This is a genomic window from Maribacter sp. Asnod2-G09 (assembly GCF_045063795.1).
Taxonomy (GTDB): Bacteria; Bacteroidota; Bacteroidia; order Flavobacteriales; family Flavobacteriaceae; genus Maribacter.
This window is the reverse complement of record NZ_JBEFOA010000005.1, coordinates 549,042-570,904: the sequence shown is the minus strand read 5'-3', so window position 1 is coordinate 570,904 and position 21,863 is coordinate 549,042. Positions and strand designations below refer to the sequence as shown.

The window sequence follows — 21,863 nt, the reverse complement described above, 5'->3', positions numbered from 1 at the left end:
CTGTGAATGAAAAATTTGATATAGTAAGATACGCAAAGCGCAACTATTCTAAAAAGAAGATGCGGGGTTTATTAAATGCCAAGAATTACTTTGGCAATAGAGAAGTAGATTAAAATACCGAAAATATCATTTCCTGTTGTAATAAACGGACCGGTAGCCACTGCGGGATCCACGCCTCTTTTATCTAAAAATACAGGTATGAAGGTGCCAATTAGGGCGGCAATTATTATTACGGAGATTAATGCAACACAAAGCGTAATTGAAATTAAGTAACTAGTGTGAAAGAAGAAATGACTTATAACCAATACTATGGCGGCTATGGCTACACCATTAATTAAGCCCAAGGTAAATTCTTTTAATAATCTGTTTAATATTTCTCCTTTAACTGTATTGTTAGCAAGACCTTGCACCATTATAGCCGATGATTGTACGCCGACATTACCTGCAGTAGCCTGTATTAATGGAACAAAAATCAGCAAGATTGGAAAAGTACTCATTACTTCTTGAAAACTACTAATAATACTTGCAGCGCCAATACCACCGAACATACCAATAATTAACCATGGTAGTCTTGCTTTGGTAAGTTCCCAAATACTATCATCTGCCTCTACGCCTCTAGATATACCTGCTGCCATTTGGTAATCGCGCTCAGCTTCTTCTTTTATGACATCTACAATATCATCAATCGTAATACGGCCAACCAATCTACCTATTTCGTCAACTACAGGAATAGCTTCAAGGTCATATTTAGTCATGATTCTTGCCACTTCTTCGGGATCTTCGTTGACGTTAACAGAATCTACGTTTTTTATAAAGACGTCTTTAATGTGAGTTTTTGTCGAAGTGGTTAATAAATCTTTTAACGATAATCTTCCTTTTAGTTTGTCTTCATCATCTACTACATAAATAGAATGCACTCTAGTTACATTCTCCGCTTGTGCCCGCATTTCTTTTACACAGGTGAGCACATTCCAGTTTTCATTGACTTTTACAAGCTCTTTTGCCATAAGTCCGCCAGCAGAATCGTCAGCATATCTTAATAGGTCAACGATATCTTTTGCGTGATCTCTATCTTCAATTTTAGAGATAACGTCTTGTATCTGGTCTTTAGGTAATTCACCAATAATATCTGCAGCATCATCAGTATCTAGCTCTTCTAATTCGCTAGCAATTTCTTGAGATGAAAGATTGCCTAAAATGGCCTCACGAACGTCTTCATCTAGCTCGGTAAGTACATCAGAGGTTTTATCACTTTCAAGCAGTTTAATAAGATAAGTAGCCTTGTCTTCATCTAACTCATTAATGATTTCGGCGACATCGGCATAATGCACAGCACCTAGCATAGAATTAAGTTCAGTATCATTGTTCTGTTCAATGAGCTGTTCTATTTCTACTACAAATTCTTCGGTCAGCTTAAAGGGTGTCATCTGCTATTTTGTTCGTCAATGCTATAAAATCGTCGACCGCCAATTGTTCTGGTCGAAGGTCAAATATAGTATCTTCTCTTAAATTATCTGATAATGTAAATGTTTTTAAACTGTTACGTAATGTCTTTCTGCGTTGATTAAATGCAGTTTTTACCACACGATACAAAAGTTGCTCATCGCAAGAAAGTTCAAAATTCGCTTTGCGGGTTAATCGTAAAACGCCCGACTGTACTTTTGGCGGAGGATCAAAAACATCTGGTTCAACGGTAAAAAGATATTCTGCCTCATAGAAAGCTTGTACCAAAACCGAAAGAATACCGTATGCCTTACTACCTTCTGGTGAGCAAATACGTTGCGCGACTTCTTTTTGAAACATCCCCGAAAATTCAGGAATTTGATTTCGAAGCTCCAACATTTTAAAAACTATCTGAGTAGAGATATTATATGGAAAGTTACCGGTGATACCGAATTGCTCATCGCCGAAAAGGGTTGAAGTATCATAATTTAAAAAATCGGCTTCAATGACTTTAAAAGTACCATCGCCTTCAAATGCTTTAGGGTGTTCTAACGGAAAGTTCTCGTTGAGGTAGGTGATAGACTCTGTATCTAAATCCATAGCCACTAAATTGCTATCTCTTAAAAGAAGGTATTTAGTAAGTACCCCAGTACCCGGACCAATTTCTATTACATTCTTATAATCTTGTTGTAATAGTGTTTCGGCTATTTGTCGGGCTATGTCCTCATCTTTTAAGAAGTGTTGGCCTAGGTATTTCTTTGCTTTTACAGGACCTTTTTCGTATTGCTTTTTATGAGCATATTTATCACCTTTATTCTTCTTTCTTTTCGTTCCCATAGCTCTAATTTAACGGTGCCTTATTTTGCAATATATGCCCAAGCATTTTTTCCTGAAGCTAATTGAATTTCAATTCTCTCGTAAGCTTCACCTTCGTACCTATCTGCTTTTTGTAGCTCTTGATGAGATAGGGTATAAACTTGCCCTTTTATGGCATCTTCCTTAACGCCTGTATGCTGCAAAGTAGGGTAGAGGTCAGCCACTTTTATGTCAGATAATGTATATAAAGGTAATTCGTCTTCGAATCCGTTTAAAGGTCTTGCGAAAACTCCCAATTGTACTTCTAGTTCTTGTAAAGTTCCGTACGTAAATAGATAGTGTGTGGCAGTTGCTCTTTGAACAAAGAATTCATCTACCACTTCTAATTCGGTTTTAAAAGAAACCAACTGACCAGCAAATTTCTTCTGAATACTTTCTATAAGCGCAGGTGCATCTTCTTCATAGTATCTTTCTAATGTAGCTTTGTCTTTTACGGTATATTGTACCGAATAAGTGAAGCCGCCCATATCTTCTTCAACTAGTACTTTTGAGAATTTTGCGCTTAAGAATTTACCAGTTGATAGCACTTGTGGAATATGAGTTTCTTTCATCCATTGCAACCAGGTTTCATGTGCAGTTTCTTCTATATTCGTGGTAACGTTATATATATACATGGGTTATATCAAGTTCTAATTGAAATGCAAAGTTAGTTTAACTAGGGCTTAAAACGAATTAGATAATACCTGATTTTAATTTATGGCGTCTCCCCTTAAAATTCTAAAGTTCTTTCTGGCTTCAGGAAAGTAGTAACTGTCCTGATAATTGTAGATAATCTTCTCGTACTGCTCTTTTGCTTTTTGAGGGTCGTTCAATACTTTTCTATACAATTCACCCAAAGCATAATAGGCATCATCAGCTAGAATTCCATTACCGTAAAATGTGATGATTTTCTGATAGTTTAGTTGTGCCTCTTCGTATTTTTTTTGCTTCTCAAATAATTGAGCTTGTTTTAAAAGCGCCTCGTCTTCAATTTTTTCGCCCTTATGATTTTCTAAAATATCGCCCAATGCGGTTATTGCTTCATAGGTTTTATTCTGGTAGGCTAAAAAGTCGGCTCTTGCATATTTTTTTAAAGCAGTTTGCGTAGAGTCTTCAAGTGAATTGTCTGAAATTAGTAAGCTCAACTGCATAGCATCGTTGGCAATTAGTTGCGAGGTAGAACTTCTAAGCACCTTTAATTGGGTTAAAGCCCAATCGAAATCACCTTTGTAAAAACTAGTTTGTGCTACTTTATAGCGGGCATCTTGACCAAGTACATCGTTCTTTAATTTTTGCTGAATCTGAGAGAAGTAGATGAGTGCTTCGTTAAACTTTTTGTCATAGACCAAAATATCGCCTAATGCTAATTTTAAATATGCGGTACCTCGGTCACTTAATGGCAACTCTAAACTATTTTTCAGTAATTTTTCTGCAGGCGCTGGATTGTTCTTTGTAAAAGTTAGAAAATTAGCATAGGCCACCTGAAGTTGTAACGATTGCGTTTTGTAACCATATTCATCTACTAAGGCATCGTATTTTTTTTGAATAGCATCTAATTGATTGCCAGAAGCATTTAATAGTTCAATATCAATGAGGTTCAATTCGGCATCTAACTGTGTTATTTTATTGCTGGTATTTTCAATAATGTAACTGTAAATATCTTTGGCAACTTCAGGTTCTTCATTGTCAAGGGCATCATTGCCTAAGTTTTCTAAGCGAGTGGTAGAGCTACCGTTCATGCGTTTGGAAATGGCTTTCTCTTGCCTAAACGCACTGCCGTATTGCTTTTGCTGAACAAATAACCAGCTTAAAAGTTCGTTCCAAAGAATATCAGGATTCTTTTGTGCACGCTCTAACAATACTTTTTTTAATAGGATGTTGTTTTTGTTTTCAGCATCTTCAGATATAAAATCATCAATACTTCTTAGAATGTTCGATTTAGATGTTTTACCATCAATAACAAGATTTAGATATGAATTATACATCGCTTCTACATTGCCTTGTTCCCCATAAATTCTGGCAAGCTGAAAGTTGAAGTTTAATGCCGGATTTAACTTCATTGATGTTTGAAAGGCTTTTATAGCCATGTCTAAAAGACTGTATTTTTGAAATTGTAGACCTATGGCGTATCCATAATTAGGATTTTTAGAGATGATGTCCAACGCTTTATCATAATAGGTTTGTGCCATTTCTTCTTTTTCTTGAAGGGCATAATTATAACCTAGGTCTATTAATAATGTTGGGTAGGGGTTGCGGTCTTTTAGGCGCTGATTTAAAAAATCTTCAGCTTCTTGGTAGCGTTCTAACTGCTGATAGCAAGCAACCAAATCTTGAACGTATTCCGTTCTTCTAGGGTTTTTCTCTACGAGCTTTTCATAAAAAACAACAGCTCTTTCAAAATCACCGTCGGCAAAATATTGCTTTGCCAAGAAATCATCTTGAGCAAAGGCGAATGTTGATAGTGCTAAATATGTTATTACGAAAAAGATAAAGCGCATAATCAAATATACATAGAATGCAGTAAGTTGTTGTTAAGTAGATGCTAACAAGCACTTGATTTTATGCGATAACAGGTTTAATTTTTAGTGAGCGAATCTTGTAATGGCTATCTCATTAATGAGATACTACTTTAAGGCCTATGATAGAACCTATTAATGTGGTAATAAAAAGTATACGTAAAAAAGTAGCTGGTTCTTTGAATACGAATATACCGACTAACACTGTGCCAACGGCACCAATACCTGTCCATACGGCATATGCAGTACCGATTGGTAATGTTTGTGTCGCTTTCACTAATAGTATCATGCTTATACCAAGTGCGACTAAAAAACCAACATACCACAAGTACATTTCGTTGCCACTAGTTTCTTTGGCTTTGCCTAAACAAAAAGCGAAGGCTACCTCGAAAAGACCGGCGATTATTAGTAGTGCCCAATTCATAATTGTACAGATTTAGTAAAAGTAAAGGTCGATAATCTCTTTTACCTATTCATTGTAATGAAGGTACTTTTTTGTTGTGGTGTCTTCACAGATAAATGAAAGATCTTCGTTGTAAATCGCTTGGTAATCTTTGTATACTTGGTCGCAGTTGCTTTCGTTATAATGAATTATAATAACGAGTTTTTCATCATCCAAGAAACTCTGGGCACCAGAAGTATCCCACCAATTTTTATCATCGTTATAAGATTCATAAGTAACGCCGTCAAAATCTTCGGCATTCTCAACGAAGTTTTTAGCCATGCACTTCATTCCTTTTTCATGTACATAATTGCAAAGTTCTTGATAGTAGGTAATTGCTTCTTCTTTCGAAACTTCTATACTATATGTTTCTCGTGTTTCATCATACAATGCCCAATCCATATTATCAAACTCTACCCAATCAAAACCCAAATCTGCAATTTTATCTATTCGAGCTTTCATCACGTCGATTATTCCGGTTGTCGTAGTGTTTACGAAATATTCACCTGACCACTCTGCCCATTGTTCGGTAGTTAAAAAAGGTTGAAGTTCATTAAAATCATCTCTCCAGTCTTCACCTGTACCAATACTGATATAGGCTGCTAATTGATTTTCGTTGGCTTTAATTTCAGCGATTGATTCTGCAACGTCATCTTCGAATGGGTCAACTAATACATATGCATTTGTAGCATTTAAAGCAATGTACGCCAATTGGTCTACTTCAAAATTTTCAATATAGGCGTGGTTGAAAACTGGTATGGCGTTAAAATTTTCATTTTCTTCCGATAAATCCTCAGTTACATCTTCTGTAATAATACTGTCATCTTGATTGTTACAGGCTATAAAATTTAAAAGTATAATTAGTAGGATACTGTTTTTCATAAGAGTTATTTAAGGCAAGGTAATCACAGATTTTATTTCTGTTTGTTTATATACGCCTTAGATTAACAAATAGTCTATATTTTTCTAATTTCTCTTTTGTCAATTATTTCAATACTGGCCGTTTTCTGTGTTTAGTGCCCTGCTCATAAGAATACGAAAGTCCTATTAAAATAGGCTCATCATACATTCTGCCTAAAAACTGGAGTCCCGCTGGTAAGTTTCCACTTGTAAAACCCATAGGAACGGTAAATGCCGGTTGACCGGTATGCGGACTAATTATCTGACTATTATCTCCTTTATATTCTTTTTGAAATTGGTCAATTGGGGCTGGTGGGTTGTTCCATGATGGGTATACAATGGCATCTAACTTTAAAGAATCCATCACGTTTTCAATAGCTTCTCTAAAAGCAACCCTACGTATATCTGTGTAGGCATCTAAACATGGTATGTCCGAATCTTCCCATCTGCCCGAGTGTGCGGCATTTCTAACTAACCTTTCTCTAGCAAAATCGGATGTACTTCCAGCAGCAATAATATCTTCAATGGTTTTTAAGGAATCATTTTTAACGTAGTCTTCTAAAAAAGTTTCTACATCTGTTCTGAATGTTGCACACCATTGGTTCTGTCTTAAATTTTGAAAATCAGGTACGATAACCGAATCAATTACCGAAGCTCCTAGAGAGTCTAATTGGTGAAGTGCATTATTAAATAATTGAGTTATTTCAGGATGCGGATTATCATCACTTAATGTTCTCAGAACACCTATTCTAGAACCTTTTAGTGCATCTTTCTTAAGAAATTGCGTATAACCTTCGGGTGTTTTTCCTTCTGAATATTTTGTAAGTGGGTCTTTAGTATCTATGCCTGCAATAACTTCTAAAACTTTAGTTGCATCTTCAACAGTACGACACATTGGTCCTACTACATCATTTCTCAAATAAAGAGGAACAATTGCGCTTCTACTAACTAAGCCTAGAGTGGTTCTAAAGCCTACCAAAGCATTATGTGATGATGGTCCTCTAATTGAATTTCCGGTATCTGTACCTAGCCCAATTGTTCCGAAATTAGAAGCGATCGAAGCGCCAGTACCACCACTGGATCCTGCTGGTACGTAATCTGTGTTATAAGGATTTCTAGTAGTACCGGCTGTGGAACTTTCGCTATGCATTGGGCTAAATGCCCATTCTGCCATGTTAGATTTTGCTATGATTATAGCACCTGCTTCTATTAATTTTTCTATAATAAACGCATCTTCTTCGGGTATATAGTTTTGCAGTGCTAGTGAGCCCGCAGTAGTAGGCAAGCCTTCTGTATTAATATTGTCTTTTACAATTATGGGAATACCATGTAATGGACGTAAAATATCTGTTTTTTGATATTCTTCATCAAGAGATTTAGCAATGTCAAGAGCATTTTCATTTATTGTGGTTAGTGCATTTGTTAAAGTGTCATATTTTTCAATTCTATATAAATATGCTTGTACTAATTGTTGGCTATTAAAGGTTTTAGCTTCGTATGCTTTATGAATGTCAGAAATGGTCAGTTCTTCAATATCAAATTCTATATTTTCCGTGATTTTTTCATCAGAGCAACTGAATAATATCAAACTGATAATCAATAAATAGTAATTGAATTTGAAGTTCATAATGTAGAAGATTTTAAGATTTTGTCAACCCATGTTACTAATGAAAATTGAACGTTTTACTAAAATAATGAATATTGATGGGGTTGGGTGTAAAAATTCATTCATTAGAAGTACTTTCATGAATACTTCATTTTGGCTAATATATTTTAAGAAAATGTTACATTAATAGCCTTTGAATTATTAAGATTTTTAATTTGACAAGGAGGTGTTGTATTATATTTTAAGTGAAAAATGTCCAGTAACAATTGTATTACCTTCTTCTTCAACAAACCTATACCAATAATCTGTTGCAGTAAGTCTTCTGCCATTAAAAGTTCCGTTCCAGCTTCCGTTTTCGGCATTGAACTGATAAAGAAATTTTCCGTATCGGTCATAAATGGTAACTGTACCCTTTAGGGTGAAAAAATCTTGGTCAACCTCCCATACATCATTAGTGCCATCTTCATTAGGAGTAAAGAAATTGGGAAACTTCAATTTTATCGCTTCATCAGAATTTTCGCAAGCAATAAAATCTATGGTTACTTGAAAACTAGATTCGGCAAAACAAGTATCATTCTCTTCATAAATATAAATAGTCTGGGTTTGTGTTATTACCTCGCCGCTATTCATTAAAGTGCCTGTTCCACCACTTTGAGTGTAGTAACTACCGTTGTTTAATTGTGGTAAGGTAAATACGCCACATTCTGTTACATCATTTAATTCTTCTACTGTTACTAGAGGTATAATGGTGACCGTAAAGTTAGTTTGGTCAGCACAATCGCCTATACCTGCATAAATATAAATGGTCTGTGTTGCGGTGATATTTTCTCCAGCCTGTAACTTAGAGCCTTGGGCATTAGGTTGTGTGTAGTAATTATTGCCTAAATCTAATTCTGGCAACGTAAAACTGCCGCATGCTGTTGTGTCGTCAAATTGTTCGGCTGTGACAGGTGTTGTGGTAGTTAAGTTAAACGAAGTCTCATCTTCGCAACCGCTTGAATTGGTAACACGAACGGTTACAGTTTGTGTGTTAGGTATGGTGTTGGTAAAGTCGTCGGTTAGAATTAGAAGATTACCTGTAGCATCAAAATAGGAAACTGTCAATCCTGTTTGATTTCCTATTGTTTGAGATTCTAGGTCTGTAATGTTAATTGTAAACATTGCAAATCCGTCACCATCTAAATCACAAACAGTAATATCAGTAATTTCATTGGCGGTAGGAGCGTTATCGTTCACTGTAACAGTGATCGGGTTTCGCTCTAGGGTCAGGTCTGTTACTATGGTGCTTGTAATTTCACAAGTATATACTCCCGCATCGGTTACGCTTAAAGGATCAAGAATTAGATCAGCGTCGTTTGCTCCTAATATGGGAGAGCCGTCTTTGAACCATTGGTAAACATTGGCCGTACCACTGACTATCGTAGATAACGTTATGCCAGAACCTACGCAATTATCAAAAGTTTCAATATCATTTACGTTGGCTTGGTCTGCATCGGAAAACCCAAGAATATTTTGGTCGTAATGGTCGAATTCATTTTCAAAATCGCCAAATTGAAATCTGTTATCATTTATTTGTAAAACATCGGTCGTAGAAAGTACTCCAGTAAAGTTAGGTAAATCGCCATCAAAAAAATTCTCTCCAAAAGCGAGATAGGTTGCGCTTAGCCAATTGCTGAATGATGGAGGTAATTCGCCTCCAAATTGATTATTTGAAATTACTAATGATTCTAGAGTTACCCAAGCAGAGTAAGTATCTGGAATTTCTCCGCTGAAATTATTATTGTTTAAATAAATAGATGTGATACTTGACCATTGAGAGAATAACGGAGATAATTCTCCAGAAAAGAGATTGTCGCTTAAAGTCAATCTTTCTAAATTAGAAAAAGAGGCATAACTATCTGGAATGTTACCTGAAAATTGATTTTGCCCCAAGCTTAAGTCTATGATTTCGTTCCAAGATGAAAAAGAGGGTGAAAGAGTACCGCTAAGTTCATTGCCCCCCAAATCAAGGTATTGTAAATTAGTAAGTTTATTAAAGCTTTCTGGAATTTGACCTGTTAGTTGATTACCTGCCATGACAAGATTTATCATGCTAACCCATTCTCCATATTCCGTAGGTATGATCCCTGTTAAATTATTATTTGAAAAATTTATATATTCAGCATTTATTAAGGTTCTTAATTCAATAGGTAATTCACCTGTTAGTTCATTGGTCGATAAAATTAAAATTCTCAATTCAACTAAAGATTGAAGTTCAATAGGTATCACACCAGTAAGTTGATTGTTTCCTAGACCTAGTTCTGTAAGGTTGCTAAGATTGCCGTATTCGGGATATACATAACCGGTAAATTGATTTACGCCTAAACGTAGAATTCTTAAGCTAATCATGTCGGTAATTTCAATTGGTATTTCTCCAGTTAATAGATTACCTCTAAGTCTTAATGTTTGAAGGTTTGTGAGTTGAGCAATTGTTACCGGTATTTCACCATTAAATTCGTTGTTTTCGAAATCTAAAAAAACGAGTTCTGTAAGATTGTCAATAGTATCTGGAATAGGACCGGTAAACTGGTTTGCTTTTAATCGTAGATATCTTAGTTCAGTTAACTCGGTTAATCTATCGGGTATTTGCCCGCTTAGATTTTGTATGCCTACATCAAGAACTTGTAAGTAAGCCAAGTCTCCTATTTCGTAGGGAAGCTCTCCTGTAAGATTATTTGAGCTTATATTAGTATTTGTAGGGTTCATGTCAATGCCAACAACATTGCCGCCAACTACAGTTAAACCATACCAATCGTCAGTTACTGGTCCTATAAAATTCCAATCATTAGTAAGGTCTGCATCATTTTCGCTAATCCAATTTGGACCATCAGTTGCATTGTAAAAGGCTAATAATGCCGCTCTTTCTGCCGGAGTAACCTGGGCTTGTGATAAATGCACAAATGTTATGGCAAAGAATAATAAGCAAAATCTCATGCAATTATGGTTGAATTTGTTGTAAGTAAACAACGTGAGTCAGCACAAGTTACAATTTTCAATTGCTAATCTTTGTAGGGATTATCTTAATTTATTTGAGAGCGTAAAAAATTCGATGAACTGTTCACATCTTTAGTTCCGTCTGTTTAAAAAGAAACTAAAATCAACATATAATATCATTAATCTTCGTCCAAATTGTAAACACAATCAGACCGCTCAAAATATATTTTAAGCCATAAAGTAATGTAAAAAGAACTGGTATTAGTTAATCATATCAAAACCACAATAAGGTACTAACACCTCAGGAATTTTAATTCCGTCTGCAGTTTGGTAATTTTCTAGAATTCCGGCTAATACACGCGGTAATGCCAAAGAGCTTCCGTTTAAGGTATGTGCTAGTTGATTTTTACCGTTTTCGTCTTTAAAGCGAAGTTTTAATCTATTAGCTTGGTATGTTTCAAAGTTTGAGACAGAGCTAATTTCTAACCATCTGTCTTGTGCAGTTGAAAACACTTCAAAGTCAAACGTAAGTGCAGCTGTAAAACCTAAATCACCACCACAAAGTCTTAGAATACGGTACGGTAGTTTCAGCTCTCGTAGAATGTTCTTTACATGTTCAACCATTCCATCTAAAGCATCGTATGATTTAGTAGGGTGTTCTACGCGTACAATTTCAACTTTATCGAATTGGTGTAAGCGGTTTAAGCCACGTACATGTGCACCATAACTACCCGCTTCTCTTCTAAAGCACGGAGTATAGCCCGTATATGTAATTGGAAAATCACTTTCATTTACGATAACATCTCTAAAAATGTTGGTTACAGGAACCTCTGCAGTCGGTATTAAATAAAGGTCATCTGCCGTTACATGGTACATTTGACCTTCTTTATCTGGTAATTGACCTGTTCCATAACCTGAAAGTTCGTTTACCAAGTGCGGCACCTGAATTTCAGTATAACCTGCTTCAGTGTTTTTATCCAAGAAATAGGCAATTAAGGCACGTTGCAAACGAGCTCCTTTTCCTTTATATACAGGGAAACCTGCACCTGCTATTTTAACACCTAATTCAAAATCTATAATATCATATTTCTTTGCCAACTCCCAATGCGGTAAGGCGCCTTCTACTAACTTAGGTATTTCACCTTCATTGAATATCTCTTCATTATCCTCTTCTGTAGAACCTTTCTTTACAGAAGTATGTGGAGCATTCGGTAATTGATAAAGCAGTGTTTGTAACTCTTCTTCCGCTAAGTTTAAGTCATCACCTAATTGTTTGGACTCTTCCTTCAGCTTTACCGTTTTTTCTTTTAGAGAATTAGCTTCTTGAGCTTTTCCTGTTTTGTACAATACACCAATTTCTTTGGAAATTTTATTCGATTCTGCCAAAATGTTGTCCAAACTTGTTTGGGCAGCACGTCTTTTTTCATCTAATTGAAGCACTTTTTCAATTAAGGGTTGGGCATCAATATTTCTTTTTCCAAGGGCAAGGATAATATCTTCTTGATTATCTCTAATGGTCTGTATTTGTAACATTATGGATGTATTGTATTTAAAAACAAATTTACATTAAACTAAAATTTCTAAAGCTTACTTTTCGAGACTAAACAACGATTAATATGGTTTTTAGTCAAATTGTTCTGAATCTATTAAGTTTTCTTAGATATAAGAACTTATTTTTTATAGATATATTATTTTTCAGGGCTTCCGAAGTTGGCAGGTAGAATCCAGTCGTGATGTTTTGTTTGATACCAAGTCTCTGCTGCTAGATCAGTTTTAGAATCTATAAAGGGTACAAAAGGTTTGCGGTTGATGCTGATCTTAGAGTTTTCTAGGTATACTGAAACATCTCTATCATTTTGCTCAAACTCTTTCTTTAAATATTGGGCAAACTGCCATGCAAAATCTGGGTAGGCAAATATTTTACGTTCTTGACCGCGAGAAACATAATCTTTCGGTTTAATGATAAACGTTTCTTTAGTGTCTTTATCTACCACTTTAAACGTGCCTTTTCCTTGTCTGCTGCGTAACATCATTCTCCAACTCATTCGGTGTCCTTCTTCTGTCCAAAGCACATCACCATCAATAGCATGATGTCGAATGGGCAGTAGTAATTGAATCATAAAGTATACAGCAAAGCCTAATAGAAGCGCGTTTTTATGTGTTGGAACAATTTGTTCTGACGAAGTATACGGTCTCTTAGATTTGAAAAATATCTTGCGAATAGTTTCTGGCTCAAAAAAGAAGACGCTAAAAGCAATCGATAAGTAAGGGAAAATACCAATTTGAAAAATGACGGAATTGAATAGGTGAAAGAATAATGAAATAAAGAAAGCCGCTTTTCTTGTTGGTTTCCAAAGTAAAGCTGGTACAATGAGTAAATCAAACAAAATACCAACTGATCCAATTATACTATGTATCCACGGTTCTTGTAAAATATCGCCAACTAGCCAGTAGTTCTTTTTTGAATTCATTAATACGGCTATCGTGCTAAAATCAAGCCAATCGCCATACATTTTGGCAATTGATGCGTACACGTAAACAATAAATAATTGTAACACTACCGCCCATTTTACATAAGCATACATAGAGTTGCTTTCTAGTTCAGGTTTCATTTTAACATCATACGATCGACTTCTTTCCGCAGGAAAAAAGCACATGATTAATGTTATTAATATGAGTAAGTAGTAATGATTGTTATAAGCTGTTTTTTGCATCAAATACGTTGCAGTCCATAGCACTGTAAATGAAATTATACTAGCCCTGTATTTGAAGCCTACGGCAATACATAACCCAAGTATACCCATTAGGCAGTAGTAAAAATACATGCCATAACCAGGTAATGGTTGTAGAAATTCAAAATCAATGAAAGGGAAAGTGTATTCTGGTGTAATTAGATTCCGCTTTACCCAGCCTGTGGCAATAGCGCCAAAACATTCTAAGGAGACGAGTATGCCGAAAAATATACGAAAGATGATTAACGGGCTATTATCTATGCGTTGAAATAATAACCTGTTGAGCATAATTACCTTTTAATATAGTGTAGCGATTTTTCTTTGTCTTTGGCCAATTGAGCTTTTAGAGCATCAATAGATTCAAATTTATGCTCATCTCTTAAGCGAACCAAAATATTAATCTGAATTTTTTGGTCATACAAATCTTCATCAAAATCGAAAAAATTGATTTCTATCGATTTCTCTGTGCCATTTACGGTTGGGTTATAGCCAATATTCATCATACCGTAAACAACGACACCATTTAAAATGCTATTTACAACGTAAGCACCATTTTTAGGTATTAGCTTGTAATCTTCAGCTATAGCAAGGTTTGCTGTTGGGTAGCCCAATTGTTTGCCAATGCCCTTACCTTTTATAATGGTACCGGTAAGCATATATTCATAGCCTAAATAGCTATTAGCGGTTTCAATATCGCCATCTTCTAATGCTTTTCTGATCTTGGTAGAACTAACCGATACGTCATCAATTTCTTGAGCAGGAATTTCTTCTACCGTAAAATCATACGTGTTGCCAAAAGTGATTAAATCTGAGATATTGGCATTTCTATTTCGTCCAAATCTGTGGTCATACCCAATAATCACTTTTTTTATATGTAAGGTATTTACAAGTATATCACGTACGAACTCAATAGCCGTAAGTCTAGAAAAATCTTTGGTGAAAGGGTGAATTATAAGTACGTCTAGACCAAGTTTATCTAAAATATGAATCTTTTCGTCTATGGTATTTAGTAGTTTAATATTCGCATCTTTTTGTAAGACCATTCTCGGATGCGGAAAAAACGTAAGAACCGAAGATTTTAATTCGGTACTTTTGGCATGATTTATGATTTTACTAAGTATTTTAAGGTGACCTATATGTACACCATCAAAGGTGCCTATGGTAATGACCGTAGGATGTTCTTCTTTGTATTTAGAAATGTTGCGGACTGTAATCACCTATGATAGAAAATAAAAAGACTTATATTTGATTTTGAGTTAAAAGCCTCTTAATGATTGCAAAATTACGCCTAGTTTTTACAATTACCATAGTATTTCTTTCCTTTTCCGGTATGGCACAGACTGCCTATTGGAAAAATACGGAATTGAATAATAAGGCTAAGCAATTCACTAAGCAACAGTTAAGAGTAAATAAAGGAACGGCTTTTACCCTTAATCAGCAACAATTTTTACAAGCACTTTCAGCGCATAAAACTTCCAATATCATTTATTTTCCAGATGAAACGGGCAAGCTAGTCCCCTTTTTAGTGGAAGATTCCCATCTTTTTTCTGAAGAATTAGCACTCAAATATCCATCTATAAAATCATATAAGGGTATCGCCCTACATGATGCTACTAAGCAAATTAGGTTTAGTGTTTCTCCTAAAGGTATTCAAAGTACGATGAGCACTTCTGGTGAAAACGGAGCGTTATTTATGCAGAAATCTGCTGACGACACCTATGTAGTATATAGAAGAACAGAGCAAGACGAGCGTGATATTGATTTTGTGTGTAAAACGATGCCAGAGGTTAAAGAATATTCGCAAAACCTTACGGCTAAATTGGTAGATGATCAAACACTAAGAAAATTTAGAGTTGCTATTTCAGCTTCAGGTGAATACACTGCATTTCATGGAGGAACAAAGGCTGATGCACTTGCTGCCATTAATGCAACATTAACTAGAATTAATGCCGTATTTGAACGCGATTTAGCCATAACCTTAGAATTGATTGCAAATACAGACCTTGTAATTTATACAGATCCAGAAACTGATCCTTATACGGGTAGTTTAAGCTCTCAAGTTCAAAATACATTAACATCTGTTATTGGTGAGGCTAATTATGATATTGGGCACCTTTTTAATCAACAGGATAATACCTTAGACGGTAACTCTGGTTTTATTGGCGCTGTATGTACAGATAGTAGAAAGGGTAGTGGTTATACAACATTGTCTTCACCGGTTGGTGATGCTTTTGATATTGATTTAGTTGCTCATGAAATGGGGCATCAGTTTGGGGCAAATCATTCTTTTTCACATATTTCAGAAGGTACAACGGTACAGGTCGAGCCAGCTAGTGGTACAACAATCATGGGGTATGCGGGCATAACAGGGGTAAATAATGTAGCCTCTAATAGTGATGATTACTTTCATTATGTAAGCATAGTTCAAATACGAGATTATTTAGAAACTGTTTCATGCGGAGTAACTGAGGCACTTGTAAATAATCCGCCTACTATTGTTCCATTAACAGATTACGTGATACCTAAAGGAACTCCTTTTGTGCTTTCGGGCGAGGCGACTGATGTTGATGTGGCAAATGTGCTTAGTTATACTTGGGAACAGATTGATAACGGAATAGTAACGCAGGCAACATTCGGACCTGATAACCCGGCTGGGGCAAATTTTAGATCCTTATCACCTAAACTTACTTCAGAACGGTATTTTCCTAGTTTGAATAGAATCTTAAGCGGAGAACTAACCCAGACAGTGCCAACTTCTGGTTCTGCATGGGAAACGCTTTCTAATGTAGGGCGTGAATTGAATTTTTCATTGACCGTACGTGATAATGCTTTAAATGGCGGACAATCAGATTCTGATGAAATGTCAGTTTCGGTAGTCAATGAAGCCGGACCATTTTTAATAAGTTCTCAAGCTGTAGAAGAGTCTTTTGAAGCTGGATCGGTGCAGACTATTACTTGGGATGTTGCCAATACTGATATTTCACCTATAAGCGCTGAAACCGTTTCTATATTTTTATCTACGGATCGTGGTATCACCTTTCCTATTACATTGGTAGAAAATACATTGAATGATGGTAGTCAGACTATAATTGTGCCAAATATTCCGACAAGTACAGGGCGTATTATGATCAAAGCGGATGATAATATTTTCTTTGCCGTTAATGATGTAAATTTTTCTATAACTCCGTCAGAGATCGTTCTTAACTTTGAAGAGGTTGTTTTTGATATTTGTAAGCCAGATGATCTAAGTGTTGATTTTACCTATGAAACCGATTTAGGTTTTGATGAAGAAAGTACCTTTAGCGTACTTGATTTGCCAATAGGTATTACAGCAACGTTTGCACCTGCTGTCGCAGATGCAGACGACACTTTGGTTACAGTTGATTTTGAAGGAATTGATACGGTAGATCCTGGTATTTATCCTGTTCGGGTTTTAGCCACAGCAGATACGGTAACAAAAGAAATTATACTGCAGTTAAGAATTTACGATGATAATTTTGAGGAAGTAATTCTAATTTCACCTGTTGATAGTTTTGAGAACGCGTCTACCGATGTGTTGTTAGAATGGGGAACATCGGTTGGTAATACGCAGTATGATGTTGAAATTGCAGATGATGCTGCTTTTACGAATGTTATAGAATCGAGTACTGTTAATGGTAGTTCGTTCTCGCCTACGCTTTTAGATAATAATAGTACTTATTTTTGGAGGGTAAAGCCAAAGAATGATTGTGGTGAAGGTGTTTTTAGTACCCCTTTTAGCTTTTCTACGGTTCAATTTAATTGCGCTACAAAAAGTGCTACAGGTATGCCAATCGCTATATCAAGTAGCGGTACACCAGTGATTACTTCTAAAATTGTGTTTTTTGAAGATTTGCCTGTTGCAGACATCAATGTGCAACTCGATATAGAGCATACATTTTTGGCTGATTTGGTCATTAGTCTAACCTCGCCCGCAGGTACTACGGTGACATTGGTTTCTAATTCATGCGGCGATTCAAGAAATATTGACGCAACTTTTGATGATGATAGTCCGGCATTTACTTGTTCGGTTAATCCTGGTATTAGTGGTTCGGTAAAACCTTTAGGAAGTTTAAGTTCCTTTAATGGAGAATCTATATTGGGTGAATGGACTTTAGAGATTAAGGATAACGCTCCTTCAGATGGTGGTAGTTTAAAATCATTTATTCTTGAAGCTTGCGTAGAGGGAGATTTTAGACCAGATGCTGATAATGACGGAGTGTTTGATGATGGTGATGATTTATGTTTAGGTACGCCTGCCGGTCAAGAGGTAGATGCTTCTGGTTGCGCTATATATCGTTTTCCTGTTGAGAACTTTATTGTTAGCTTAGAAAGTGAAACGTGTAGAGATAATAACGATGGTTCGCTTTCTATTGTGCCAAAGTTGGCGCTAGATTACCAGGTAGTAGTTTCTGGCAATGGATTAAATCTAACACAGAATTTTTCGAATGCCTTTAATTTAGCAAATTTAGAATCTGGTACATATACTTTGTGTATGACGGGTACAGATGGCGTTATCGCGTACCAAGAGTATTGTGTTGAAGTGCAGATTACAGAACCTTCGCCACTTAATGTAACTTCTAAAATAGCCGTAGATGGTTCTCAAGTAACACTTGAAATGAACGGGGCATCATTTTATACTATAGAACTAAACGGAGTAGCGATACAAACAGAAGAATCTACAGTGGCGTTAGATTTAGATAAAGGATTGAATACTTTAAAAGTTTTTACAGATATACCATGCCAAGGTGTTTATGAAGAGCAGATAGGTTTTTATGTACAGCCGGTTGTATATCCAAATCCTGTAAAAGATATTGTTCAAGTCTATTTAGGTGCTCAGCACGAAGAAGTAACTGTAAGTATTTTTAGTGCCGACGGTAGATATATTTCTAGTAATTCTATACAGCCATTAAACGGAATCATAAGTTTAGATTTGAGTTCACTGTCTACGGGTATTTATTACTTAAAGTATGTGGGTAGAACAATAAATGGAACTTCTAAAGTAATTAAAGAATGATGCGCTTTTTAGTACTTATTACGTGTTTATTTATGGCTGTTACGAGTTGTAAAAAGAAAAGTGCTGCAAATCCACCTGAAGCAGTGCTTTTGGTATTTCCAGAAGAAAATTCTGAATGTACTACAGGTAGTAGTTTAGGAGAGGAGACGAGTAGGGTTGAGTTTCGCTGGGGATCGGCAGATAATACAGAGACCTATGAATTACGTGTTACCAATATCGCCACTGGTACAGTACAGACCATTGTTTCGGCATCGAATTCTGCTCAATTACCTTTGGCAAAAGGCGAGCAATTTTCATGGCTTGTACGCTCTAGAAATAGTGAAGTAGAGCAAACGGTATCTAGTAAAGAGTGGTATTTTTATAATTCTGGATCTAGAACCACATTTGCACCTTTTCCTGCAACTATTATAAGTCCGGCTTCTTCAGATAATGTTTTTAAAGATATTAATAATGAGGTTGAGTTAACATGGTCTGCTGCTGATTTAGATGATGATATCGCTAGTTACGAAGTGTATTTCTCTGTAGAAACACCACCAATAAATTTAATTCGAGAATTATCATCGCCAGTAACGAGTATTAAAGTATCTGTAACATCAGATACGGTGTACTACTGGAAAGTTGTCGTTATTGACGAAGAGGGTAATAGATCAGATACTGGTGTATTTACTTTTAAAGTGCTTTAAGAATTATTGAATTGATTCATAGTTCTAGCAATACCGGCTAGAGCAAACGAATTTATAATCTCGGTTGATTTCTTTAATCGTTCTGGCATTAGTGCTTTTTCTTCTTCGCTCCACTGCCCTAATACATATTCTACCTGTCTCCCTTTACCAAAATCGGCGCCAACTCCAAAACGATACCTATTGTAAAGTATGGTCTGTAGAAATAGCTCTATGTCTTTTAGTCCGTTATGACCACCGTTGCTACCTTTGGTTTTAATTCTAATAGTGCCAAACGGTAAGTTGATGTCATCTGTTATTACTAGAATGTTACTTTGAGGTATGTTTTCTTTATCCATCCAATACTTCAGAGCCTTTCCACTTCTGTTCATATATGTAGAAGGTTTAAGGCAAATAATAGTTCTTCCTTTTACCTTGTATGACCCTATATCACCAAGCTTAACAGTTTCAAAAGTAAAGTCGTTTACTTTGGCTACTTCGTCTAGTACTTTAAAGCCAATGTTATGTCTGGTTTCTGCATATTCATCACCGATATTACCTAAGCCTACGATTAAAAATTTCTTCATGGGATCTTTCTCTTCAAGTATGATGTTCTGTTTTGTAAAAAGAGCTTTAAGAAAACCGAACATTTGTATTGTGATTTAATTGATAAAAATACAAAAGCATCCTGATACAAGTACCAGGATGCTTTATTATGAATCTTAAAATTGTAAAGACTACTCTTGAGCAGCTTCTTCAGATGCACCTTCTGCACCTTCAGCTCCTTCTTCACCTTCTTCATCTTCATCCTCAACAACAGCGGTACGTGCAGTTTTAACCTGTACTACAACTTGGCTATCTGGGTGTAAAATCGTGAAATCATCATTTAATAATGATGCTACATCGATGTTCTGACCGATTTTCAACTTAGAGATATCAATGTTGAAGAAATCAGGTAATTTGCCAGGTAAAGCTTTAATAGAAAGTTTACGTTTTCTGAACAATAAACGTCCACCGTTACGTACACCTGGTGAATTTCCTTCTAATGTTACAGGAATATCCATAGTAACCATTTTATCATCGAATAATTGATAGAAATCAATATGGATGATAGCATCTGTTACAGGGTGAAACTGAATATCTTGCATGATTGCTTTTACAGAAGCTCCACCATCTAATTCAATTGCAACTGTGTGCGCATTTGCAGTGTAAACCAAATCTCTGAACGCTAGTTCATCTGCTGAAAAGTGTAATGGTTTATCCCCTCCGTATACTACGCAAGGAACCTTTCCAGCATTACGTAAGGCTTTGGTTGCTTTTTTGCCCACGCTTTCTCTTTCTGATCCTTTAATTGTAATTGACTTCATTATATGTATTAAAAATTAATATTCTTGTTTTTGCTTCTAACTTACATTAAGAACTTAGAAGAAATAGAGTTATTGTTATGAACTTTATCCATTACCTCGGCAAATAGATTAGCACAACTTAATACTCTTACTTTATCACTCTTTATTTCAATCGGAATAGAATCGGTAATGATCAATTCCGTTAATTTCGATTTTTCAATTTTTTCGTATGCATCACCTGACAATAAACCATGTGTGGTTATAGCTCTAACACTAAGAGCACCACGCTCCATCATTAAATCAGCTGCTTTGGTCAATGTACCCGCAGTATCTACCATGTCATCTACTAGTACAACATTTTTACCATTTACATCACCTATCAGCTCCATATGAGAGATGACGTTTGCTTTAGCTCTTTGTTTGTAACAAACAACAACATCGCTATCTAATGCTTTAGAATATGCGTATGCTCTTTTTGAACCACCCATATCTGGTGAAGCTATAGTAAGGTCTTTTAGACCTAAGTTTTTTAGGTATGGTAAAAATAACGTAGATGCGAAAAGATGATCAACAGGTTTTTCAAAGAACCCTTGTATCTGATCAGCATGTAGATCCATTGTAATAATTCTAGTAGCACCTGCTGTTTCCAGCATTTTAGCAACTAATTTTGCAGCAATAGGTACTCTAGGTTTGTCTTTTCTGTCTTGCCTTGCCCAACCAAAGTATGGCATAACTGCTGTAATATGGCGTGCAGATGCTCTTTTTGCAGCATCTATCATTAGCAACATTTCCATCAAGTTTTCAGGACCAGGATGTGTAGAACCTATAATAAAGATTCGCGTTCCACGAATAGATTCTTCGAAAGAAGGTTGAAACTCCCCATCACTATAACGAGAAAAAGATATTTTACCCAATTCGGTTCCATAAGCCTTAGCGATTTTCTCGCCTAAGATTTTACTTTGTGTACAAGCAAATATTTTCGGTTGTGGAACTTGGTATGGCATGTCTTTCTTATTGTTTTCCAAACAGTTGCTTCAATAATTTATTGAGGTCTTTGTTTTTAAGGAGGTGCAAATTTAAAAATTAAATTCGGTTGCTAATGCATAAATCTTGATATTTTTGGTGTTGGAAAGAAAATAATTATTTAGTTTTGCAGTCCTGTTTTACAGGATGCCGTGTCTTAATGGTAAAATATGCTCGAGTGGCGGAACTGGTAGACGCGCTGGATTCAAAATCCAGTTCTTCGGAGTGCGGGTTCGATTCCCGCCTCGAGTACTTTTGAAACCCCTAGTAATCTTATTGTTAGATTGTTAGGGGTTTTTATTTTTTAGAGATTATTATGTATAATAAAGTATA

16 protein-coding genes and 1 tRNA gene are annotated in these 21,863 nt (G+C 35.8%); 3 read left to right on the top strand and 14 right to left on the bottom strand.

All coding sequences use genetic code 11. The annotated features are described in order from the left end of the window. Nucleotides 1–71 precede the first annotated feature (71 nt). The 11 genes from mgtE to ACJJVT_RS14415 form a co-directional block, all read right to left on the bottom strand. A complete protein-coding gene (gene mgtE / locus ACJJVT_RS14465) occupies nt 72–1,427 on the bottom strand; it encodes a magnesium transporter (protein WP_405399651.1) in 1,356 nt (451 codons plus the stop codon). Beyond that, the gene (gene rsmA / locus ACJJVT_RS14460) at nt 1,414–2,280 is read right to left on the bottom strand and encodes a 16S rRNA (adenine(1518)-N(6)/adenine(1519)-N(6))-dimethyltransferase RsmA (protein ID WP_405399649.1); all 867 of its coding nucleotides are present in this window, start codon (nt 2,278–2,280) and stop codon (nt 1,414–1,416) included. The genes mgtE and rsmA overlap by 14 nt, the downstream gene beginning before the upstream one ends. Nucleotides 2,281–2,300: 20 nt before the next feature. After that, nucleotides 2,301–2,933 (bottom strand): DUF4286 family protein, encoded by a 633-nt coding sequence (locus tag ACJJVT_RS14455; protein ID WP_324024191.1) that lies wholly within the window; start codon nt 2,931–2,933, stop codon nt 2,301–2,303. Nucleotides 2,934–3,008: 75 nt separating this feature from the next. Next, nucleotides 3,009–4,796 carry a tetratricopeptide repeat protein gene (locus ACJJVT_RS14450; protein WP_405399648.1) on the bottom strand — a complete coding sequence of 596 codons (1,788 nt, stop codon included), beginning with the start codon at nt 4,794–4,796 and terminating at the stop codon, nt 3,009–3,011. A 115-nt stretch (nt 4,797–4,911) separates the two neighbouring features. Continuing rightward, nucleotides 4,912–5,238 carry a DMT family transporter gene (locus tag ACJJVT_RS14445; RefSeq protein WP_405399647.1) on the bottom strand — a complete coding sequence of 109 codons (327 nt, stop codon included), beginning with the start codon at nt 5,236–5,238 and terminating at the stop codon, nt 4,912–4,914. A 45-nt stretch (nt 5,239–5,283) separates the two neighbouring features. After that, on the bottom strand, nt 5,284–6,138 hold the full coding sequence (locus tag ACJJVT_RS14440; protein ID WP_405399646.1) for an endo alpha-1,4 polygalactosaminidase: 855 nt from the start codon (nt 6,136–6,138) through the stop codon (nt 5,284–5,286). Between the two features lie 103 nt (nt 6,139–6,241). Continuing rightward, the gene (locus ACJJVT_RS14435) at nt 6,242–7,783 is read right to left on the bottom strand and encodes an amidase (RefSeq protein WP_405399644.1); all 1,542 of its coding nucleotides are present in this window, start codon (nt 7,781–7,783) and stop codon (nt 6,242–6,244) included. A 213-nt stretch (nt 7,784–7,996) separates the two neighbouring features. Further along, nucleotides 7,997–10,735: a T9SS type B sorting domain-containing protein gene (locus ACJJVT_RS14430; protein ID WP_405399643.1), complete on the bottom strand. Its 2,739-nt coding sequence runs from the start codon at nt 10,733–10,735 to the stop codon at nt 7,997–7,999. A 261-nt stretch (nt 10,736–10,996) separates the two neighbouring features. Then, complete coding sequence (gene serS, locus ACJJVT_RS14425) at nt 10,997–12,268, bottom strand: serine--tRNA ligase (protein ID WP_405399641.1); 1,272 nt, start codon at nt 12,266–12,268, stop codon at nt 10,997–10,999. A gap of 155 nt (nt 12,269–12,423) precedes the next feature. After that, nucleotides 12,424–13,755 (bottom strand): HTTM domain-containing protein, encoded by a 1,332-nt coding sequence (locus tag ACJJVT_RS14420; RefSeq protein ID WP_405399640.1) that lies wholly within the window; start codon nt 13,753–13,755, stop codon nt 12,424–12,426. A gap of 2 nt (nt 13,756–13,757) precedes the next feature. Further along, nucleotides 13,758–14,684, bottom strand: a complete 927-nt coding sequence (locus ACJJVT_RS14415) for a bifunctional riboflavin kinase/FAD synthetase (protein WP_405399639.1) — start codon at nt 14,682–14,684, stop codon at nt 13,758–13,760. Nucleotides 14,685–14,737: 53 nt separating this feature from the next. On the opposite strand from ACJJVT_RS14415, the gene ACJJVT_RS14410 reads away from it, so the two are divergent. Beyond that, the gene (locus ACJJVT_RS14410; protein WP_405399638.1) at nt 14,738–18,502 is read left to right on the top strand and encodes a reprolysin-like metallopeptidase; all 3,765 of its coding nucleotides are present in this window, start codon (nt 14,738–14,740) and stop codon (nt 18,500–18,502) included. Then, nucleotides 18,499–19,185, top strand: a complete 687-nt coding sequence (locus ACJJVT_RS14405) for a hypothetical protein (RefSeq protein WP_405399637.1) — start codon at nt 18,499–18,501, stop codon at nt 19,183–19,185. The genes ACJJVT_RS14410 and ACJJVT_RS14405 overlap by 4 nt, the downstream gene beginning before the upstream one ends. On the opposite strand, the gene pth is transcribed toward ACJJVT_RS14405, so the two are convergent. The 3 genes from pth to ACJJVT_RS14390 all read right to left on the bottom strand — a co-directional run bounded on the left by pth (nt 19,182) and on the right by ACJJVT_RS14390 (nt 21,511). Continuing rightward, complete coding sequence (gene pth / locus ACJJVT_RS14400; protein ID WP_405399635.1) at nt 19,182–19,811, bottom strand: aminoacyl-tRNA hydrolase; 630 nt, start codon at nt 19,809–19,811, stop codon at nt 19,182–19,184. The genes ACJJVT_RS14405 and pth overlap by 4 nt on opposite strands. 87 nt (nt 19,812–19,898) lie before the next feature. Beyond that, a complete protein-coding gene (locus ACJJVT_RS14395) occupies nt 19,899–20,528 on the bottom strand; it encodes a 50S ribosomal protein L25/general stress protein Ctc (RefSeq protein ID WP_299798010.1) in 630 nt (209 codons plus the stop codon). A gap of 41 nt (nt 20,529–20,569) precedes the next feature. After that, nucleotides 20,570–21,511: a ribose-phosphate pyrophosphokinase gene (locus ACJJVT_RS14390; RefSeq protein ID WP_405401043.1), complete on the bottom strand. Its 942-nt coding sequence runs from the start codon at nt 21,509–21,511 to the stop codon at nt 20,570–20,572. Nucleotides 21,512–21,702: 191 nt separating this feature from the next. Here ACJJVT_RS14390 and ACJJVT_RS14385 point away from each other — a divergent pair. Further along, a tRNA-Leu gene (locus tag ACJJVT_RS14385) sits at nt 21,703–21,782 on the top strand. Nucleotides 21,783–21,863: the final 81 nt, after the last annotated feature.